This window comes from Winogradskyella alexanderae, assembly GCF_020166335.1.
Lineage (GTDB): Bacteria > Bacteroidota > Bacteroidia > Flavobacteriales > Flavobacteriaceae > Winogradskyella > Winogradskyella alexanderae.
This window is the reverse complement of the sequence record NZ_JAIUJR010000001.1, coordinates 550187-566654: the sequence shown is the minus strand read 5'-3', so window position 1 is coordinate 566654 and position 16468 is coordinate 550187. Positions and strand designations below refer to the sequence as shown.

The window sequence follows — 16468 nt, the reverse complement described above, 5'->3', positions numbered from 1 at the left end:
CTTTATTTTAAACAATTAATTAAAACTCATAACGTTTTATTAACTTTGGGTTTTTAAACAACTAAAAAGTGGAGTTGAACCTACAGCAAATTCCTCGTGTTGAAACCATAACTAAGGCCGACTTTTTAAAACACTATTTTAAACCGCAAAAGCCTGTAGTGATAGAGCGTTTTATTGAAGACTGGCCTGCGTATTCTAAATGGAGTTTAGATTACATGAAGAAAGTCGCTGGTGATAAAACGGTTCCACTATACGATGATAGACCAGTAGACTACAAAGATGGTTTTAACGAAGCTCATGCCACAATGAAAATGAGCGAATACATTGATTTGCTCAAACGTGAGCCTACCAAATTCAGAATTTTTCTTTGGAATATCCTTAAAGAAATTCCGGAGCTACAAAAAGACTTTGAGTATCCTGACTTTGGAATCCGATTATTAAAAAGCCTTCCAATGCTATTTTTTGGTGGTCGAGATTCTTACACCTTTATGCACTATGATATAGACCTTGCAAATATATTTCACTTTCATTTTGAAGGTAAAAAGCAATGCATTCTATTCGATCAAGATCAAAACAACTATTTGTATAAAATACCTCACTCATTAATCACTAGAGAGGATATAAATTTTGCTAATCCAGATTTTAAAAAGTGGCCAGCTTTAAAACATGCCAAAGGATGGATCTGTGACCTTAAACATGGCGAAGTACTGTACATGCCAGAAGGTTACTGGCATTACATGCGCTATATTACACCCGGATTTTCAATGAGTTTGAGAGCATTGGCTAGAAATCCTAAAAACCTTGGTAAAGCGATTTACAATGTATTTTTAATGCGAAATTATGATAACGCCATGCGAAAACTAAAAGGCCAGAAATGGATTGATTGGAAAAATGAAAAAGCAATTGAAAATACGAACCGTTTTATATAGCATTTAATACACTAATTCATTGGTATTTGTATATTTGCCAACGATTTAAAATAACTTACTTATGAAAAACTTAATATTATTAACAACCTTGGTGTCTTTTGGATTAGTCCATGCTCAAGCGTTTAAAGGAAAGGACGATAGTAAATTTCAAGTTGGTGCTAATTTTCAGAGCAATGGTTCAGGATTAAATGCTTCGTACGACTACGGAATTGGTGAAAATATTTCTTTAGGGCTATCATCCACTTATTTATTGGGTGTAGAAGATAGTATTGATGCAGATTTCACAGACCGCTTTGATCTTAGAGCAAGATTTAATGCTAATATTGGAAATGTACTTGCAATTGACGAAAATTTTGATGTCTATCCTGGTTTAAGTTTTGGATTAAAGAACTTTGGTGGTCATTTGGGTATGCGCTACTTTTTTACGGATGGATTTGGTATTTACACCGAACTAAATACACCTTTCGCAAAATACGATACAGACGACTTATCTCCAGCGGAAGAACTTCATAACCAATTTACTATAAGTGTAGGTGCGTCGTTTAATTTATAAAACAAACTGTTTAGCATAAGATAAAGCCTTTTCCATGAGAAGGCTTTTTTATTTTATGTATTTCTGCAATTTATCATAAACAAGGTGACTTTCCCAACCTCTATAAAGAAGGTAATCAGCTACTTTCTTTCTTTTTTTGTAGGTATTACTTTCTTTGACTTGAGCGATTCGTTTTAAGGCAAGTTGATCAAGGGTTTTATAATAGTCTTCATCGTCAATTTCCTCAAAAGCTTTTTTAATGCTGTAAACCGAAATTTCTCTCCGGTTTAGTTCTTGCTTTAGTCTATTCTTACCCCATTTTTTAATTCTGAATTTTCCTCTTACAAAGGCTCTGGCAAATCGTTCTTCATTTAAATAATTTTGCTCAATTAGATGCACCATTATAGTATCTATAGCCTGTGGTATCATCTTCATTTCCTTTAATTTAGCCCTAACTTCTTTGTGGCAACGTTCCTGATATGCGCAAAAATTTTCCATCTTTTTCTGCGCTTCATCGACCGTATAGGTGTTTTGTAGATTCACAACCTAAAAATAAGCCATTTTTATAATTAAATTTGCATCTTTATAGTGGTATATAAATTACTTTGTACCCAAATTTAAATATCACCCTCATGATAAAAAATTACCTATCCCTCGTTTTCCTAGTTTTTTGCATAAGTATTTCTTTTGGTCAAACTACTTTATCAGCTGGTGAAGTTGTAATTACAGGATTTAATTCAGTCAACCCAGATCAATTTAGCTTTGTTTTACTTACAGATGTTACGAATACTACAGAAATAAAATTCACTGATAACGGATGGTTTGCCGGTGGAGGTTTTAGAAACAATGAAGGTACTCTTATATGGACGGCCACATCTGACCTGCCTTGTGGAACAGAAATCATTGTGGACGACCAATCGCCTTTTACATGTTCAGTGGGATCTATTACTGATAGTGCTGGTTTTGGATTAGCTGCTAACGGTGATCAAATCTTTGCTTATCAAGGTCCAGATGCTACACCGACTTTTTTATATGGGGTTAATTTTGATGCTTTAGGCTGGGCGCCTGATGCGGTCAACGCTAATACGAGTGCATTGCCTGCCACGTTAACCAACGCAGTAAACGCGATACACCTTAACGAAATAGATAACGCAAAATATGATTGTTCCGTTACCTCAGTTCCTTCTCTAATTCTAGCTGCTGTTTCCACTGATACTAATTGGAATATCAGGAATACTACCCCATTTGTCCTTGGTGGATGTACCTACACATGCGGACAGTGCACTAGTGATACCACTTGGAATGGAACTGCTTGGGATAATGGACTACCAAATATGAACACAGCAGCAATTATTGATGGTAATTACAACACTAATACTGATGGTAGCTTCTCTACTTGTATATTAGTTGTAAACTCAGGAGCTGTTTTAAATGTACAAGATAATACCTTTATTGAAGTTGATAGTAATATCATTGCTGATGGAGAAATTAACGTTGCCACGGCAGGGTCGGTAGTACAAATTGATGATTTAAGTACAGTTAGTGGCTCTGGAGTTATGAGAGTTACCAAAACCACTGCAATAATGGATACTGCATTTGAGTACACGTATTGGAGCTCTCCTACCGCAAGCACAACAATAGATAATGGGTTAACAGAAGGAAACCCAATACGACGATTTTATTTTGATGCGACAAATTATTTAGACGCAACTGCAGAAACAAATAACGACAATACGCCTGTAGATGGACAAGATGATATTGATGACAATGGTGATGATTGGACCTTAGCGAATGGAACGGATATGATGATACCTGGCGTGGGTTATGCCTCAACCCATAGACCAGATATCTTTAATTTCCCTGGTGTGGGTTATGATTATACCTTTGAAGGCCCGTTTAATAATGGTGTTATTACCGTTCCTGTTTACAGAAATAACTCTGAATTAGATGACAATAATTGGAACTTTATTGGTAATCCTTATCCATCAGCTGTGGATATTACGCCATTTTTTAATCTCAATAGTACAGCAGCAAACCCTGCTACTGGTGCCATTTTAGGTGATATCCATTTTTGGTCTCATGATACTGATGCCAATGCTAACAATAATGGTAACGAAATACTAAACTTTACACGTGCTGATTATGCAACAATAAATTCCACTGGAGCAACTTCTGGTAATGCATCCAATCCACCAGATCCTTACATCCCCTCTGGACAAGGATTCTTTGTTGCCATGAGTGATGCGGCAAATCCTATTTCAACAACTGGTGATATTAGTGAATCTGAAGTTGTTTTTAATAATTCCATGAGATCTACTGGACCCAACGATCAGTTTTTTAGAAATAATACGGAGCATAATAAATTATGGTTAAACCTTACATCGGACAATGGTGTAACCAGCCAAATATTAGTAGGTTATGTCCCGGGAGCAACAGCACAATTTGATGGAAATACGTATGACTCACCAAGAAACATGGCTACCGGAGTATTTGCTTCAATATCTTCTATGATTCCGAACACTGAGAAGGATTTTGTAATTCAAGGAAAAGCAACTTCAGATTTATCATTAGATGAAATCATAGATTTAGGATTTAATACGTCAATTGATGTACCAACAATTTATACAATTGCTATCCAACAAGTAGAGGGAGATTTTATGAATACCCAGCCTATATTCTTAAAAGACAACCTTTTAAATACAATTCATAATTTGAAGGAATCGGATTATTCTTTTACTTCGGAGTCTGGTGTTTTTAACGATAGATTCCAAATATTTTTCAATGCCGAAGTGCTCTCGAATGATGATGTTACTTTAGACAATAATCAATTAACAATTACTGAGCTTGCTAATGGTGATGTTCAATTTTCCATAAATGCTAATCTTAATATTACAAACATTCAAATAGTTGATCTATTAGGTAGAACGGTTTATAATCTAGATGGAAATGATACCACTATGGTTTATAATTTGGATAATCTTAAAAAGTCAGCATATATTGCAAGAGTTACGCTCTCCAACGGCCAAACCATTACTAAAAAGGCTATTAAACGTCAATAGAATTTTTCGCAATAATTAAAAACCCGTTCTCATAGTACGGGTTTTTTTTAAAACAAATACCTAATACCCAAAATAAGGTTTCTTCCAGGTGCTGCAATTCCCGAAGAATAAGGTCTGTAACGCTGGTCAGTAATATTTTCTAAACTGGCCGTTAAGTTCATTTTATCATTCCATCGAAATTGGGTTCTTACATTAAGTGTGTACCATGAGGGTGAATAAGGATTGCCATTTTCATCAGTCGCATATAAATAGTCCTTTGAAAATTCTGAAGGCGCTAACTGATTAAATGAAAGTGTACTGTTGTACACCAAAAACCCATCTACCTGAAGTTTATCGTTTTCCCAAACCAAGTGTGTTCTTCCAAAATTAGGAGCTACATGTCTTACAGGTACTTCAATCCCATCATTGTCTTCTGTGCCACCTATAATATTATACTGGGATCGTAATTTTAAATAGTCATTAAAGTTAATCACGATACCTGCTTCGAGTCCATATATCCATGCCTTTGATGCATTCTTAATTGCTTGAACATTACTTAATTCGCCATCATAAATTATCTCTGATTCACCATTAATATTTGAGTCTCTTCTGATAAGTGCATTATCTAAAAATGTATAGTAAGTTGCCAAATCTAACACTACATTATCATTAAAATTAAGTTTCAGGCCGAGTTCTCCTCCGTAGGCATATTCAGCCTGTAAATTATTATTTGGCACAACTACAGAACCTGGTTCTGAATCAAAGACTTTGCCTATATCATCAATATTTGGTGCTCTGAAAGCAGTTGAAGCATTCAATTTCCACTGAATCATTTTACTTGGGGACCAAGTAATTCCAGCCGTTCCCGTTAGGGCTCCCGTATTGACTTCGGCATTTTCAAAAGGTAAATTCAGAAACACATTGTTCTCCGTAAAATTTGCCTTTGCAAGAACATGATTAAATCTAAGACCTGTTTGAAAAACGAACTTTGTATTGGGCTTATATTTTAGACTTGCATACGTCGCTGCAGACTGCCAAGTTGAGCCATCAGGGTATCGCGTTAAAGTTGGTACGTTTGTGTTTTCATCCAAATCTCTTTCTATACCTGTTGAGCCAACGTGATTAAATAGATATTCGGCACCGTAAAATAAAGATGTTTTTCCGCTTAATGCCTTTTCCAAATCTAAGTTAAATGAAATAGCATTTACATTCTCCTCTCGTGTTTCACGTAAAGGTGATTGAAAACTTCTAACAATTCTGCTCTCCTTAAAATTTTGATACGCTAATGTTGTCTGAATTTTGTCGTAAAGATTTGAGCTACTACTCGTTTTGGTAATCTGGAAATTAGTCATAAACCATTGTTGTGGTCCATAGTTCCATTCTGCAGATCTTAATCCATCCGAAGAAGGCCTAAGCAGCCTATCATACCTAGGGTAATCTGAAGTAGAAGTAAAATACAAACCAAAATCAAAATTTAGATTGTCGGAGGGTTCATAGCGTACTTTTTGCATTACATTAACCTGACTGTAACCCGTTGGTTTTTGAATAAGTGGTTCTTCATTTTGAACAATAATATCTTCTCCATTTCTTCTAATAACAAATTGATTTCTTAAGTATTCCTCAGGTCCATGTCGCCCCATTCGTAAATCATCAAAATCAGTAAAGCTCACATTAGTTAGAAAAGCCCATTTTTTGAATCCTATATTAAAATCAAAATGACCAGTATTTTCGTTGTTTGCACTAGCATAGCGTAAAAGGGAACTTCCGGTTATATAGGATTGTTCTTTGTATGACAGTTGTGGTTTTTTTGTATAGAAACTCATAACGCCTCCAATAGCGTCACTACCGTAGACAACGGATCCGGCTCCTAATGTTACTTCAGTATTTTTTATGGAAAGTGGATCGATAGAGATCACATTCTGAACATTGCCACCTCTAAATATGGCATTATTCATACGTACACCATCAATAGTAATTAGTAATCTATTTGTTGAGAAGCCCCTTATCATTGGACTTCCACCTCCCAATTGGCTTTTTTGAATAAAAATATTTCCGGTATTATCCAATAAATCTGCACTAGTCTGAGGGTTGTCAAAAGCTATTTCTTCCGCACCAATCGATTTAATTGTTTGTGGGATCTCGGTCTTTTTTTGTTCAAATTTAGTAGCAGATAGTACTATTTCATTTAAGTCTTCAACTTTCGGTGTTAATACAACTACGTAACCGTTTTTAATAATGTCAGACTTTAATAATTGTCTTTTATTATATAGAAAGTTTTGAAAAAAAATCACTTCATTATCATCAAAAATACCGATGGAGACTTTACCATTTAAATCTGTAACCAATGACTTTTTTTTCTTTAGATTATAAAGTGCAACACCTGGGATTGGTTCATTTGTAGATTCTTCAATTACAGTTATGGTCTGTGCGCCTATGGGCTGAAGGATAAATACAATAAATAGGATGGTGTAATAAAAGTATTTCACTTTAAAGATATCAGCATTAATCAGGTCTAACAAAAAATGGTTTAATGAAAAACGTCGTTAAGCACACGCAAAGATTTGGGTTTTTTAAAACCTCCCAAATGTAATTCAAAATAATGCAATAACATGTTTAAAAAATCGTGTCTTTGTTTAGCGTTTATTTTTACATCTGAAAGTGTATCAAAATTTGTGCCTAATAAACGTTTTAATAGGATTAAATTATCCCCTGAAATGGAGTGAACACCCGCTGGTGAATTTTCGAAATTTCCAGATTCTAGGTTAAAATATGCAAGGTTTGGATTGGTTTCGTCTGGTTGAAATCCAAGATATCTGGTTAATCTAAGCAAGAATAAAAGATGGAAATTTGAAAAACTATCTTCGCTATCTAAGTATTGAAAAGCAAGTATGAGATAATTAAAAAGATCTTTATCCTGTTCTTCCTCTTTTAGAACATTTGTTAGTATTTCAGCTAAAAATAAAACAATAGAACTTTTATAAATATTGTTGTGGAGTGTTTTGTAGATATAACTGAACTTTACCTCCTTTAAAATATGAAGTGTTTGATTTGGTTTATAGTTTTCTTCAACCCTTAATTGAGATAGCGGTTGAAAATATATGGCTTTTGCCTGACCTTTTTTTGATTTTAACACACCTCTTAAAATGTAACTTACTACACCACGCTTTTCAGTAAAACACTTAACAATAAGATCGTTATCGCCATACTTAATTTTTGATAGAACTATACAATTGTTTGAGGCAACCATATCACCTAACAATTAGCACTTTCAGCACCTTAGTTTCAAATGAATCTAGATCTGAAATCATGATTAAATAAACACCAGTTCTAACAACTGAATTGGCTAAATTTTTGCCATTCCAAATCGCAGTCCCTCCGTCAATAGCAAAATTATAATTGGCTTGAGATGATCTTAAATTGACATTAGATTGGGCTTCTGCTACTAAGTTACCTTCAATGTCAGTAATTTTTATATTTACACGTTCAGTAAGCCCTGCAATTTTAATTCCTTTGTTCACATCATTAAGATCATTAAACCCTAGTATATCATATTCTGGCCTTACTGGATTTGGGTATACATAAGCCTCATCCAATGTTTCTTTTGGCGCAGAGCCGCCCGCAGTGAAAGCCACCAATCCTCGTGTTGTGGCAAAATAAACTATACCATTATCGGCATCTATGGAAATATCATTGACCGTATTAGAAGGTAAGGGTGAATTTTCAATCGTAAAATGATAGATCGTATTTTGCCCATCTGGCGAAAAGTAAAATACTCCAGAATCTGCTGTTCCAACCCACTTGTTATTTGAGCCATCAACCTTTATATCTGTAATGCCTTGGTTGGCTAATAGTTCTTTGGGTATTCCTTCCTCTAAAATGATAATTGACCGTAATGTTGGGTTTGGATCGTCATAAAAACCTATAGTGTTAAACAAAACCCGTAACCCTTTCGTTGTTCCAATCCACAATTGGTTTCTATTGTCTAAAGCCAGCGCTGTAAATCGGGTAAATGGCAATACATTTTGTGACTCGGAATTAATGTTTCTAAGTGGGCTACTAGGTATGTTTTCGTTATAGGCCAAAAGACCATTTGAATACGCACCAATCCATTTTGTACCATTATTGTCAATTTCCATATCAAAGAATCCCGTTTCATCCCCAAGTGGATTGGTAATTAAATCTGAAAAACTATAGCCTTGCCAATTCCCGGTAGTAGGGTCGTAAGATTTTAAGGCCCTATCTACTCTACTTGTCATTGACCATAATAAACCGTTTGTGTCAAACTCTGCGGCTGAAACCCTTATGCCTACAAAGTCTGGATTGTTAGGTATAATTAGTGATTCTAGGCCACTATTCTCTTGATTATAAAGTTCGGTTGGTTGAAAATCATTCAGTTCTAAAATACCATCCTTATATGAACTGACAAAAACCTGATTTGGATTGAAGATATTTGGCGTAATCTCATTGAGTTCCCTTGCGCCAAGCACACTATCAAATGGAATATTAAACCATTCATCCTCATATAAATAACTTATTCCTTTTGACGTTAAAGGAAAAGGATTTAACGCTTCTGTAAATTCGCCATATGTAGCCCATACGGTTCCTGTAGTTGCATTAAGTCTAAATACATTGTTTTCTAAAGGACCATTAGGAAGTATTTGGTTATATTCTACACCATCGTTTATTTGACTACTAATTATTCCAAAAAGATTGGTGCCAATGTAAACATTATTACCAAGACTTGTAGAAGACGAAAAATTAGATACGTACTCATCTGGTGCTTGAAATACATTGACTAGATTAATGTTGGCATCATATAATAATGCCTCATCACTAGTAGTAAAAATTATATTGTCATCTTGAACTTTGCTATCAGTCGGCAATGTGTCAAATTGAAATAGCTCGATTATTGTTGCATCGTCAATTTCAAAAAACTGTCTGTCAGTTCTTGTGGAATAAATCTTATCATTAAATGTATTTACCGTTCTGAAATTACCTCCAAGCACCGTTTGCCATTGCTGAAAATCAATGAGATTTGGGTTATCTAGATCAGCTCGTTTTAATCCCGTGCCATCTACACAAGCCGCATAGAGGCTATTATTTAAAACGGAAACTTGATTTACGCCTATTTGTGACCCTCCATTTCCAATAAAATAGGTGTCTCCAAATTCTAGACGTTCAATATCATAAACCGAAATGCCAAAATTTGTTGATATATAAACAAGTCCTTCATTTTCGTAAAAATGGTTTATTTGCTTTTTATCTGGCGTAATATTATCCTTGTTTAGAATATCAACAATTGATAATACTGAGTTATCAATTAATGAATAAAGTTCAATTAAACCGGTTCTGTATCCTATCAGTAAAGATTCAAAACTATTGCTAAAATAAATTGATGTTATTTCGCGCCCTGACAAGCCATCAACCGTAGTAATTGTAGTTATTTCATTGGTTGCTGGGTCGAAATTAAAAACAGCATTTTCTGCTGCGGCATAAATTGTATTATTTCCCGCAACAACATCTACTATATTATTATATGAAAAGTGGCCTTGCCAAAGCGATGAAAACTCCTGACTCCTTGAAGAGCAAGGAATTGCCAATACAATAAGAATTAATCTTAAAATCGTTTTGTTCATCAATTTCAATTAGTTTTCAAATATATTTAATAGTAACGATATTATTCGGCTAATCATATGATAGAAAATAAAAAGTCTCTATTAAAAAATAGAGACTTTAGAATCTTTATGTACTTTTCATTATACCACACCTTGTGCCAACATTGCATCGGCTACTTTAACAAAGCCGGCAATATTTGCTCCTCTTATGTAGTCTATTGATCCGTCATCGTTCTTACCGTATTCTACGCAAGAATCGTGAATGTCTTCCATGATATCCTTTAATCTTGCATCTACTTCTTCTCTCGTCCAACTTAAGCGCAATGAGTTTTGACTCATTTCTAAGCCTGAAGTTGCAACACCTCCAGCATTTGAAGCTTTACCAGGTGCAAATAGAATTCGTGCTTTTTGGAACTCATGAATAGCTTCAGGGGTAGATGGCATATTCGCGCCTTCAGACACACATATACAACCATTCGAAACTAATTGTTTTGCTTCCTCGCCATTCAGCTCATTTTGAGTAGCACAAGGCAAAGCAATATCACACTTAACCGCCCAAGGTCTCTCACCAGCAAAATATTTCGCATTCGGATACTTTTCAACATATTCGCTTATTCTACCACGCTTCTCATTCTTTAGCTTCATAACAAACTTTAACTTCTCTGTACCAATACCTTCACTGTCGTAAACGTAGCCTCCCGAATCTGATAATGTTAATACAGTGGCACCAAGTTCAATGGATTTTTCGGCTGCATATTGAGCAACATTCCCTGATCCAGAAATAACTATTTTCTTTCCGTTGAACGAATCGTTCTTAGTTTTGAGCATATTTTCTGCAAAGTAAACGGTACCATAACCTGTTGCCTCAGGTCTAATTAAAGAACCTCCCCAAGACTGACCCTTTCCTGTTAAAACACCTGTAAAAGTGTTGTTTAATTTTTTATACATTCCAAACATAAAACCAATCTCACGTGCACCTACACCAATGTCTCCAGCAGGTACATCTGTATTATGTCCAATATGTCTGTATAATTCAGTCATAAAAGCGTGACAAAAACGCATTATTTCGTTATCTGATTTTCCTTTAGGATCAAAATCAGATCCACCTTTACCGCCTCCCATTGGGAGTGTGGTTAAACTGTTTTTAAAGACTTGCTCAAATGCTAAGAACTTTAAAATACTCGCATTTACAGTTGGATGAAATCTCAATCCGCCCTTGTAAGGGCCTATGGCAGAGTTCATTTGAATTCTGTAACCTCTGTTTACCTGAATTTCACCTGAATCATCAACCCAACATACTCTAAATGATAAAAGTCTTTCAGGCTCTGCCATTCGAAGTAAAATGTTTTTTCCGTGGTAAATATCATGTTGTACGATATACGGAATTACTGTTTCTGCAACCTCTTGTACAGCTTGCAAAAATTCTGGTTCATGGCCATTTCGTTCCCTAACGAGGTCCATAAATGCTTCTATCTTATCTTTCATATAAAATATTGTTAATAAAATGTGATTTAGTTGATACAAATATACATTATCTCTAAAAATAGCATCAATATTTTTTTATATTGACAATTATTTTTAAAAAACTTTGAATGTCAACAAATTCCTAAAAAAGAGAATTTTTTTGCATTTTGTCCGTTTTATTTTGTATTTCATCGAGTTTTTATATATTTGTTCGGTGAGTGCCTCAACTTTCAAAACCAATATGGCTGTAGACATAAAAAAACTTACGCTCCTGATTGTACTGATGCTATCAATGCAGTCTATTTATCCTCAACTTGGATTTGCTCACGAAATTGGCGCTTTTGTTGGTCCAGTTGCATTTCAGTCCGATTTTGGTGTACGAAGAAACTTCGAGACAAATGCGGGAAATACTGGTATAGCCGTTGGTATTGTACACTATATTAACTTCTCATACAAAGCAGATTGTAATTGTTATTCTACAGACACCTTTTTTAATGACCACTTTAAACTTAGAACAGAAGTAGCCTGGAATAAGACTAAACTTGAGCACTTTGGAAAGTGGGTAGATAGCGATAGAACCACACCCGAAGCAGAACAACTTAGATCTCATTCTGGAGAAGCTCAAAACTGGGATATAGGTATGCAGTTAGAATTTTTCCCTAAAAGTATAAGAGCTTTTGCGGCTGGTGCTTATTCATTTGCGCCATTTGGGGCTTTGGGAGCACATTTTGTTTCATTCAATCCAACGGTTGAGACAACCTATGGTTTACCAGGTGACATTAATAACCTAGACAATTTTTATAATCCTTGGAATGCTGGCTCTGGTGGAGACCCATTTATTAGTGATGAAGGCGGCTCAACCTGGTCTATTGTGGCAAGTATTGGAACACGTTACAAATTAACGGTTTTGTCTGATCTGTTTGTCGAACTAAGGTGGCAATATTATTTTGATGATTTTGTAGACGGTTTAGATCACAAGTTACCATCTAACAAAGCAAATGATTGGAATTTATGGTTTAATTTTGGTTATATCTATTACCTAGATTAGTATTAAAAATATAAAATAAAAGCCCGAGCAATTTAATTATTTATTTGTTCGGGCTTTTGTTTTTACTAATGGAATAAACTTATCCAATAGCCTGTTTTAAATCGTTTATTAGATCATCCTCGTCTTCAATACCAACGCTCAATCTTATTAAAGAATCCACTACACCAGATTTTTCTCTTTCTTCTTTTGGTATGCTGGCATGAGTCATACTTGCAGGATGACCAGCCAAAGACTCCACACCGCCGAGTGATTCTGCCAAAGTAAATACTTTGAGGTTTTCTACTATACGAATGGCCTCCTCATAATTATTTCCTTTGGTTGTAAATGAGACCATACCACCAAAGTCCTTCATTTGAGTTTTAGCAACATTATGATTTGGGTGAGATTTGAAACCAGGCCAGTATACCTTTTCAATTTTAGGATGATTATTCAAGTACTCTGCCACTGCCCTCCCATTTTCACAATGCCGTTGCATTCTTACATGAAGTGTTTTGATTCCTCTCAATACTAAAAACGAATCTTGAGGGCCACATACGGCTCCACTAGCGTTTTGAATAAAATATAATCGTTCTGCTAATTGATCATCTTTTACAACCAAGGCTCCCATTACTACATCACTATGACCGCCTAGATATTTGGTTGCCGAGTGCATTACTATATCTGCTCCTAACTCTAAAGGCTGTTGTAAATAAGGTGTAGCAAAAGTATTATCGACAGCTAAAAGAATATCATGCTTTTTTGCAATTTCAGATACAGAAACTATATCAATTACATTCATCATAGGATTTGTTGGTGTTTCTACCCAAATTAATTTTGTATTGTTATTGATATAGCTTTCCATTTTTGATGCACTCTCCATTCCGATAAAATGAAACTTAATACCAAAATCTTCATAAATCTTTGTAAAAAGCCTATAGGTGCCACCGTACAAATCATTAGTAGACACAACCTCATCGCCAGGTTTAAGCAGTTTAATGACAGCATCAATTGCTGCCAGTCCTGAGCCAAATGCTAGTCCGTACTTTCCATTTTCGATACTTGCAAAAGATTTTTCTAATGCATTACGCGTTGGGTTATGCGTTCTAGAATACTCGTATCCTTTATGACCGCCCGGAGTGGATTGTGCATAAGTCGATGTTTGATAAATAGGAGGCATAACTGAGCCAAAAGCAGGGTCATGTTCTTGGCCTCCATGTATGGTTTTTGTATTAAATTTCATGTAAAATCTAATTTTTTTACTTGAAGTTTCTAGTAGAATACTTCATTTTTTATTTTCTTGAAAGTGCAACAAAGTTACTTTATAATTCGTTCTATTCAAATCTATACAATACCTTTAAACTATGTTTAACAAAACTAATTTGTCTTGAAAATATTATTTACAATTGGGATTCTTACAATGTTTTTGATAGGTTGTGAAAACGAGCCTAAGCCTGTTGTTTTTAAAACCATAGAAATTGATAGTAAATACGAGGCTGAAATCCAAGTAACACTAGATAAAGCGCAAGGCAATTCTCAATTAACGAGGGCTATAAATGCAAACATTGAGAATTCAATTGTTAATACGATAAACACTAATGAAAAAGACAGTACATTAAATGATATTTTAGAATCGTTTAATAAGGAATATCTAAAGTTTAAATCAGAATTCCCTGATGAATCAGACCCTATATGGGAACTTTATGTTGAAACTGAAAAAACCTACCAATCTGAGGCAGTCATATCTATTGCAATAAGCACATATGAATTTATGGGAGGCGCCCATGGCAATGACCAGATAACGCTTCTTAATATCAATGCTCAATCTGGCGAAGTTATAAAAAATGAAAATCTAGTGAGCGACACACTTGCGCTAAAAGAATTAGCAAAGGAATACTTTATCAAAGCGCTTGAAACAGACTCAAACGACACTAGCCTTGAAGATTATTTCTATGGCGACTCTTTTCAGCTACCAAAAAATATGGGGCTTGGTGAAGAAGGTTTAATTATGCTCTATAATACCTACGAAATAGCAAGCTATGCACAAGGTTACACAGAGTTTGTGATTCCATATGAGGCAATTACTTCTCTACTAAAGTTTAATTAGGATGCTTTTGAGTTAGTTTTCTGATTATTGGCTCTACAGTTAAGCCTTGTCCTACAATAGAAACCACAACAACAACATAAGTTATTACAAGAAAAAGTTCTCTATGCATATCTGCAGTTAGACTTAGTGCTAATGCTATTGAAATGCCGCCTCTTAAGCCTCCCCAAGTCATGATTAGATTTGTTTTGGGCACAAAATTTAAACGTTTTGCAAAAAATCGTACCGGTAACCAAAGTGAGATGTAACGGCAAAGTAAGACTATAGGTATGGCTAACAGGCCAGCAAAGATATAATCTCCCTCTAAGGTTAATACTAGAATTTCCATACCAATTAAAACAAAAAGGACAGTGTTTAAAAGTACATCAATAAGTTCCCAAAACTTATCAACATAAGCTTCTGTAGTTTCAGACATAGCCGAATTTCTTGCTCTATCATTTCCAACAAATAATCCAACTGTAACCATCGCCAATGGTGCAGATAAATGAAACTTATGAGCTAACATTGTACCTCCCATTACTGCAGAGAGTGTCAAAATTACTTCGATCTCATAATTATCGATGGATTGCATCAACTTATAGGTTATCCATCCTAAAAGAAGACCAAGGCCAATACCGCCAATAACCTCTTGGCCAAAAAGAGTTGCTATATCTGAAAAACTGACTTTAGCGTTTGGCTTGGATGCAATAGAAAATATTGTTAGGAAAATAACTACACCCACACCATCATTAAACAAAGATTCTCCAACAATTTTAGTTTCTAATTTTTTTGGTGCTCCAGCTTTCTTTAATATACCTAAAACCGCTATAGGATCTGTTGGAGAAATAAGTGCACCAAATAATAAACAATAGATAAATGCAATATCAAATCCTATCCAACCAAGTACAATATGCATAATAGCGCCTACAAGAAATGTTGACATTAGTACGCCTAAAGTTGCGAATGCTAAAATTGGACCACGTTGTACTTTTAATTGGGTAAAATTTGTATGCAAAGCGCCAGCAAAAAGAAGGAAACTCAACATAATATCGAGTAATACTGTTTCAAAATCTATACTAGAAATAAACTCTTTTTCCCTAATTAAAAGTGTATCGTCAAACTGTCCTATAGCTACTACAATTACAGTAAAAACAAGTGTAATTAACATTAACCCTATGGTAATTGGCAGTTTTATAAATCTAACATTGATATAGCCAAAAATGGCGGAGATTACAATAAGTATTGTTGCTATTGAGTAATATTCCATAAAACTAAATTGATTTTCGTAATGCTAAAATGTAACCTAAGTGAATGCCTTCATGGAAATTATTAAACTCAATTGCTTCCTCTACATTCCTTATTGTGTTCTTGGTGGTTACAGTATACTGGTTATACGATTGAAAAATCTTCGCGTCATAATCTTCTTTTGTTTTATCGATGGTTGAAAATAACAAGTTTTTAATTGCATCTATTTCTGCCTGGCTCAAATTATGATTTGGTTTTGTTTCTTTTCTATAAGAATCTATCATGTCCTGTGATACCAAGGTTGGCAATCCGGATAGATAATAAACTAATAATTGCTGTGTTACAATAACGTGAGCGATATTCCATATTATGTTATTGTTAAAACCCTGGGGTATTTTATTTAACTCTTGTAAGGATAAGTTTTCAATAAAACTATTAAATAGTTTTCTATTCTTCATAGTAATATCAAAAGCCCAATCCATAGAATTATAATTTTCTTAAATGTAATTAATTTTAGTTTTAAATAAGGTTACTTTGT

General features: G+C 34.7%; 13 protein-coding genes. 5 read left to right on the top strand and 8 right to left on the bottom strand.

What is annotated here, in order from left to right; all coding sequences use genetic code 11:
- Window positions 1-68 precede the first annotated feature (68 nt).
- The gene (locus LBU54_RS02485; RefSeq protein WP_224525263.1) at window positions 69-929 is read left to right on the top strand and encodes a cupin-like domain-containing protein; all 861 of its coding nucleotides are present in this window, start codon (window positions 69-71) and stop codon (window positions 927-929) included.
- Between the two features lie 61 nt (window positions 930-990).
- Window positions 991-1482: a DUF6646 family protein gene (locus LBU54_RS02480; protein ID WP_224525261.1), complete on the top strand. Its 492-nt coding sequence runs from the start codon at window positions 991-993 to the stop codon at window positions 1480-1482.
- Window positions 1483-1530: 48 nt separating this feature from the next.
- Here the strand turns inward: LBU54_RS02480 and LBU54_RS02475 are convergent, their stop codons facing one another.
- Complete coding sequence (locus LBU54_RS02475; protein WP_224525259.1) at window positions 1531-2004, bottom strand: regulatory protein RecX; 474 nt, start codon at window positions 2002-2004, stop codon at window positions 1531-1533.
- A gap of 89 nt (window positions 2005-2093) precedes the next feature.
- On the opposite strand from LBU54_RS02475, the gene LBU54_RS02470 reads away from it, so the two are divergent.
- Window positions 2094-4520 carry a T9SS type A sorting domain-containing protein gene (locus tag LBU54_RS02470; RefSeq protein ID WP_224525257.1) on the top strand — a complete coding sequence of 809 codons (2427 nt, stop codon included), beginning with the start codon at window positions 2094-2096 and terminating at the stop codon, window positions 4518-4520.
- A gap of 47 nt (window positions 4521-4567) precedes the next feature.
- Here LBU54_RS02470 and LBU54_RS02465 read toward each other — a convergent pair whose 3' ends face one another.
- From LBU54_RS02465 to gdhA, 4 genes are all read right to left on the bottom strand, one after another.
- Window positions 4568-6985 carry a TonB-dependent receptor gene (locus LBU54_RS02465; RefSeq protein ID WP_224525256.1) on the bottom strand — a complete coding sequence of 806 codons (2418 nt, stop codon included), beginning with the start codon at window positions 6983-6985 and terminating at the stop codon, window positions 4568-4570.
- Window positions 6986-7026: 41 nt separating this feature from the next.
- On the bottom strand, window positions 7027-7746 hold the full coding sequence (recO, locus tag LBU54_RS02460; protein ID WP_224525253.1) for a DNA repair protein RecO: 720 nt from the start codon (window positions 7744-7746) through the stop codon (window positions 7027-7029).
- Between the two features lies 1 nt (window position 7747).
- Window positions 7748-10135, bottom strand: a complete 2388-nt coding sequence (porZ, locus tag LBU54_RS02455) for a type IX secretion system anionic LPS delivery protein PorZ (RefSeq protein ID WP_224525252.1) — start codon at window positions 10133-10135, stop codon at window positions 7748-7750.
- A gap of 120 nt (window positions 10136-10255) precedes the next feature.
- Window positions 10256-11599, bottom strand: coding sequence for an NADP-specific glutamate dehydrogenase (gdhA, locus tag LBU54_RS02450; RefSeq protein WP_224525248.1), 1344 nt, complete (start codon window positions 11597-11599; stop codon window positions 10256-10258).
- 220 nt (window positions 11600-11819) lie between these two features.
- Between gdhA and LBU54_RS02445 the strand changes: the two genes are divergently transcribed.
- On the top strand, window positions 11820-12626 hold the full coding sequence (locus LBU54_RS02445) for a THC0290_0291 family protein (protein ID WP_224525245.1): 807 nt from the start codon (window positions 11820-11822) through the stop codon (window positions 12624-12626).
- Between the two features lie 79 nt (window positions 12627-12705).
- Here LBU54_RS02445 and LBU54_RS02440 read toward each other — a convergent pair whose 3' ends face one another.
- On the bottom strand, window positions 12706-13845 hold the full coding sequence (locus LBU54_RS02440; RefSeq protein ID WP_224525242.1) for a cystathionine gamma-synthase: 1140 nt from the start codon (window positions 13843-13845) through the stop codon (window positions 12706-12708).
- Between the two features lie 144 nt (window positions 13846-13989).
- Here LBU54_RS02440 and LBU54_RS02435 point away from each other — a divergent pair, with 144 nt between their 5' ends.
- A complete protein-coding gene (locus tag LBU54_RS02435; protein ID WP_224525239.1) occupies window positions 13990-14709 on the top strand; it encodes a DUF3298 and DUF4163 domain-containing protein in 720 nt (239 codons plus the stop codon).
- Here the strand turns inward: LBU54_RS02435 and LBU54_RS02430 are convergent.
- Together LBU54_RS02430 and LBU54_RS02425 are read right to left on the bottom strand one after the other, a co-directional pair.
- Window positions 14702-15952, bottom strand: coding sequence for a cation:proton antiporter (locus LBU54_RS02430; RefSeq protein ID WP_224525237.1), 1251 nt, complete (start codon window positions 15950-15952; stop codon window positions 14702-14704). The two genes, LBU54_RS02435 and LBU54_RS02430, sit on opposite strands and share 8 nt — an antisense overlap.
- A gap of 4 nt (window positions 15953-15956) precedes the next feature.
- Window positions 15957-16412, bottom strand: coding sequence for a DinB family protein (locus tag LBU54_RS02425; RefSeq protein ID WP_224525233.1), 456 nt, complete (start codon window positions 16410-16412; stop codon window positions 15957-15959).
- Window positions 16413-16468: the final 56 nt, after the last annotated feature.

What these genes read in the sequence shown, in the direction of transcription:
- LBU54_RS02445 (WP_224525245.1), top strand. Translation starts at nt 11,820, where the DNA reads ATGGCTGTAGACATAAAAAAACTTACGCTCCTGATTGTACTGATGCTA.
- recO (WP_224525253.1), bottom strand. Translation starts at nt 7,746, where the DNA reads ATGGTTGCCTCAAACAATTGTATAGTTCTATCAAAAATTAAGTATGGC.
- LBU54_RS02440 (WP_224525242.1), bottom strand. Translation starts at nt 13,845, where the DNA reads ATGAAATTTAATACAAAAACCATACATGGAGGCCAAGAACATGACCCT.
- LBU54_RS02470 (WP_224525257.1), top strand. Translation starts at nt 2,094, where the DNA reads ATGATAAAAAATTACCTATCCCTCGTTTTCCTAGTTTTTTGCATAAGT.
- gdhA (WP_224525248.1), bottom strand. Translation starts at nt 11,599, where the DNA reads ATGAAAGATAAGATAGAAGCATTTATGGACCTCGTTAGGGAACGAAAT.
- porZ (WP_224525252.1), bottom strand. Translation starts at nt 10,135, where the DNA reads ATGAACAAAACGATTTTAAGATTAATTCTTATTGTATTGGCAATTCCT.
- LBU54_RS02480 (WP_224525261.1), top strand. Translation starts at nt 991, where the DNA reads ATGAAAAACTTAATATTATTAACAACCTTGGTGTCTTTTGGATTAGTC.
- LBU54_RS02425 (WP_224525233.1), bottom strand. Translation starts at nt 16,412, where the DNA reads ATGGATTGGGCTTTTGATATTACTATGAAGAATAGAAAACTATTTAAT.
- LBU54_RS02430 (WP_224525237.1), bottom strand. Translation starts at nt 15,952, where the DNA reads ATGGAATATTACTCAATAGCAACAATACTTATTGTAATCTCCGCCATT.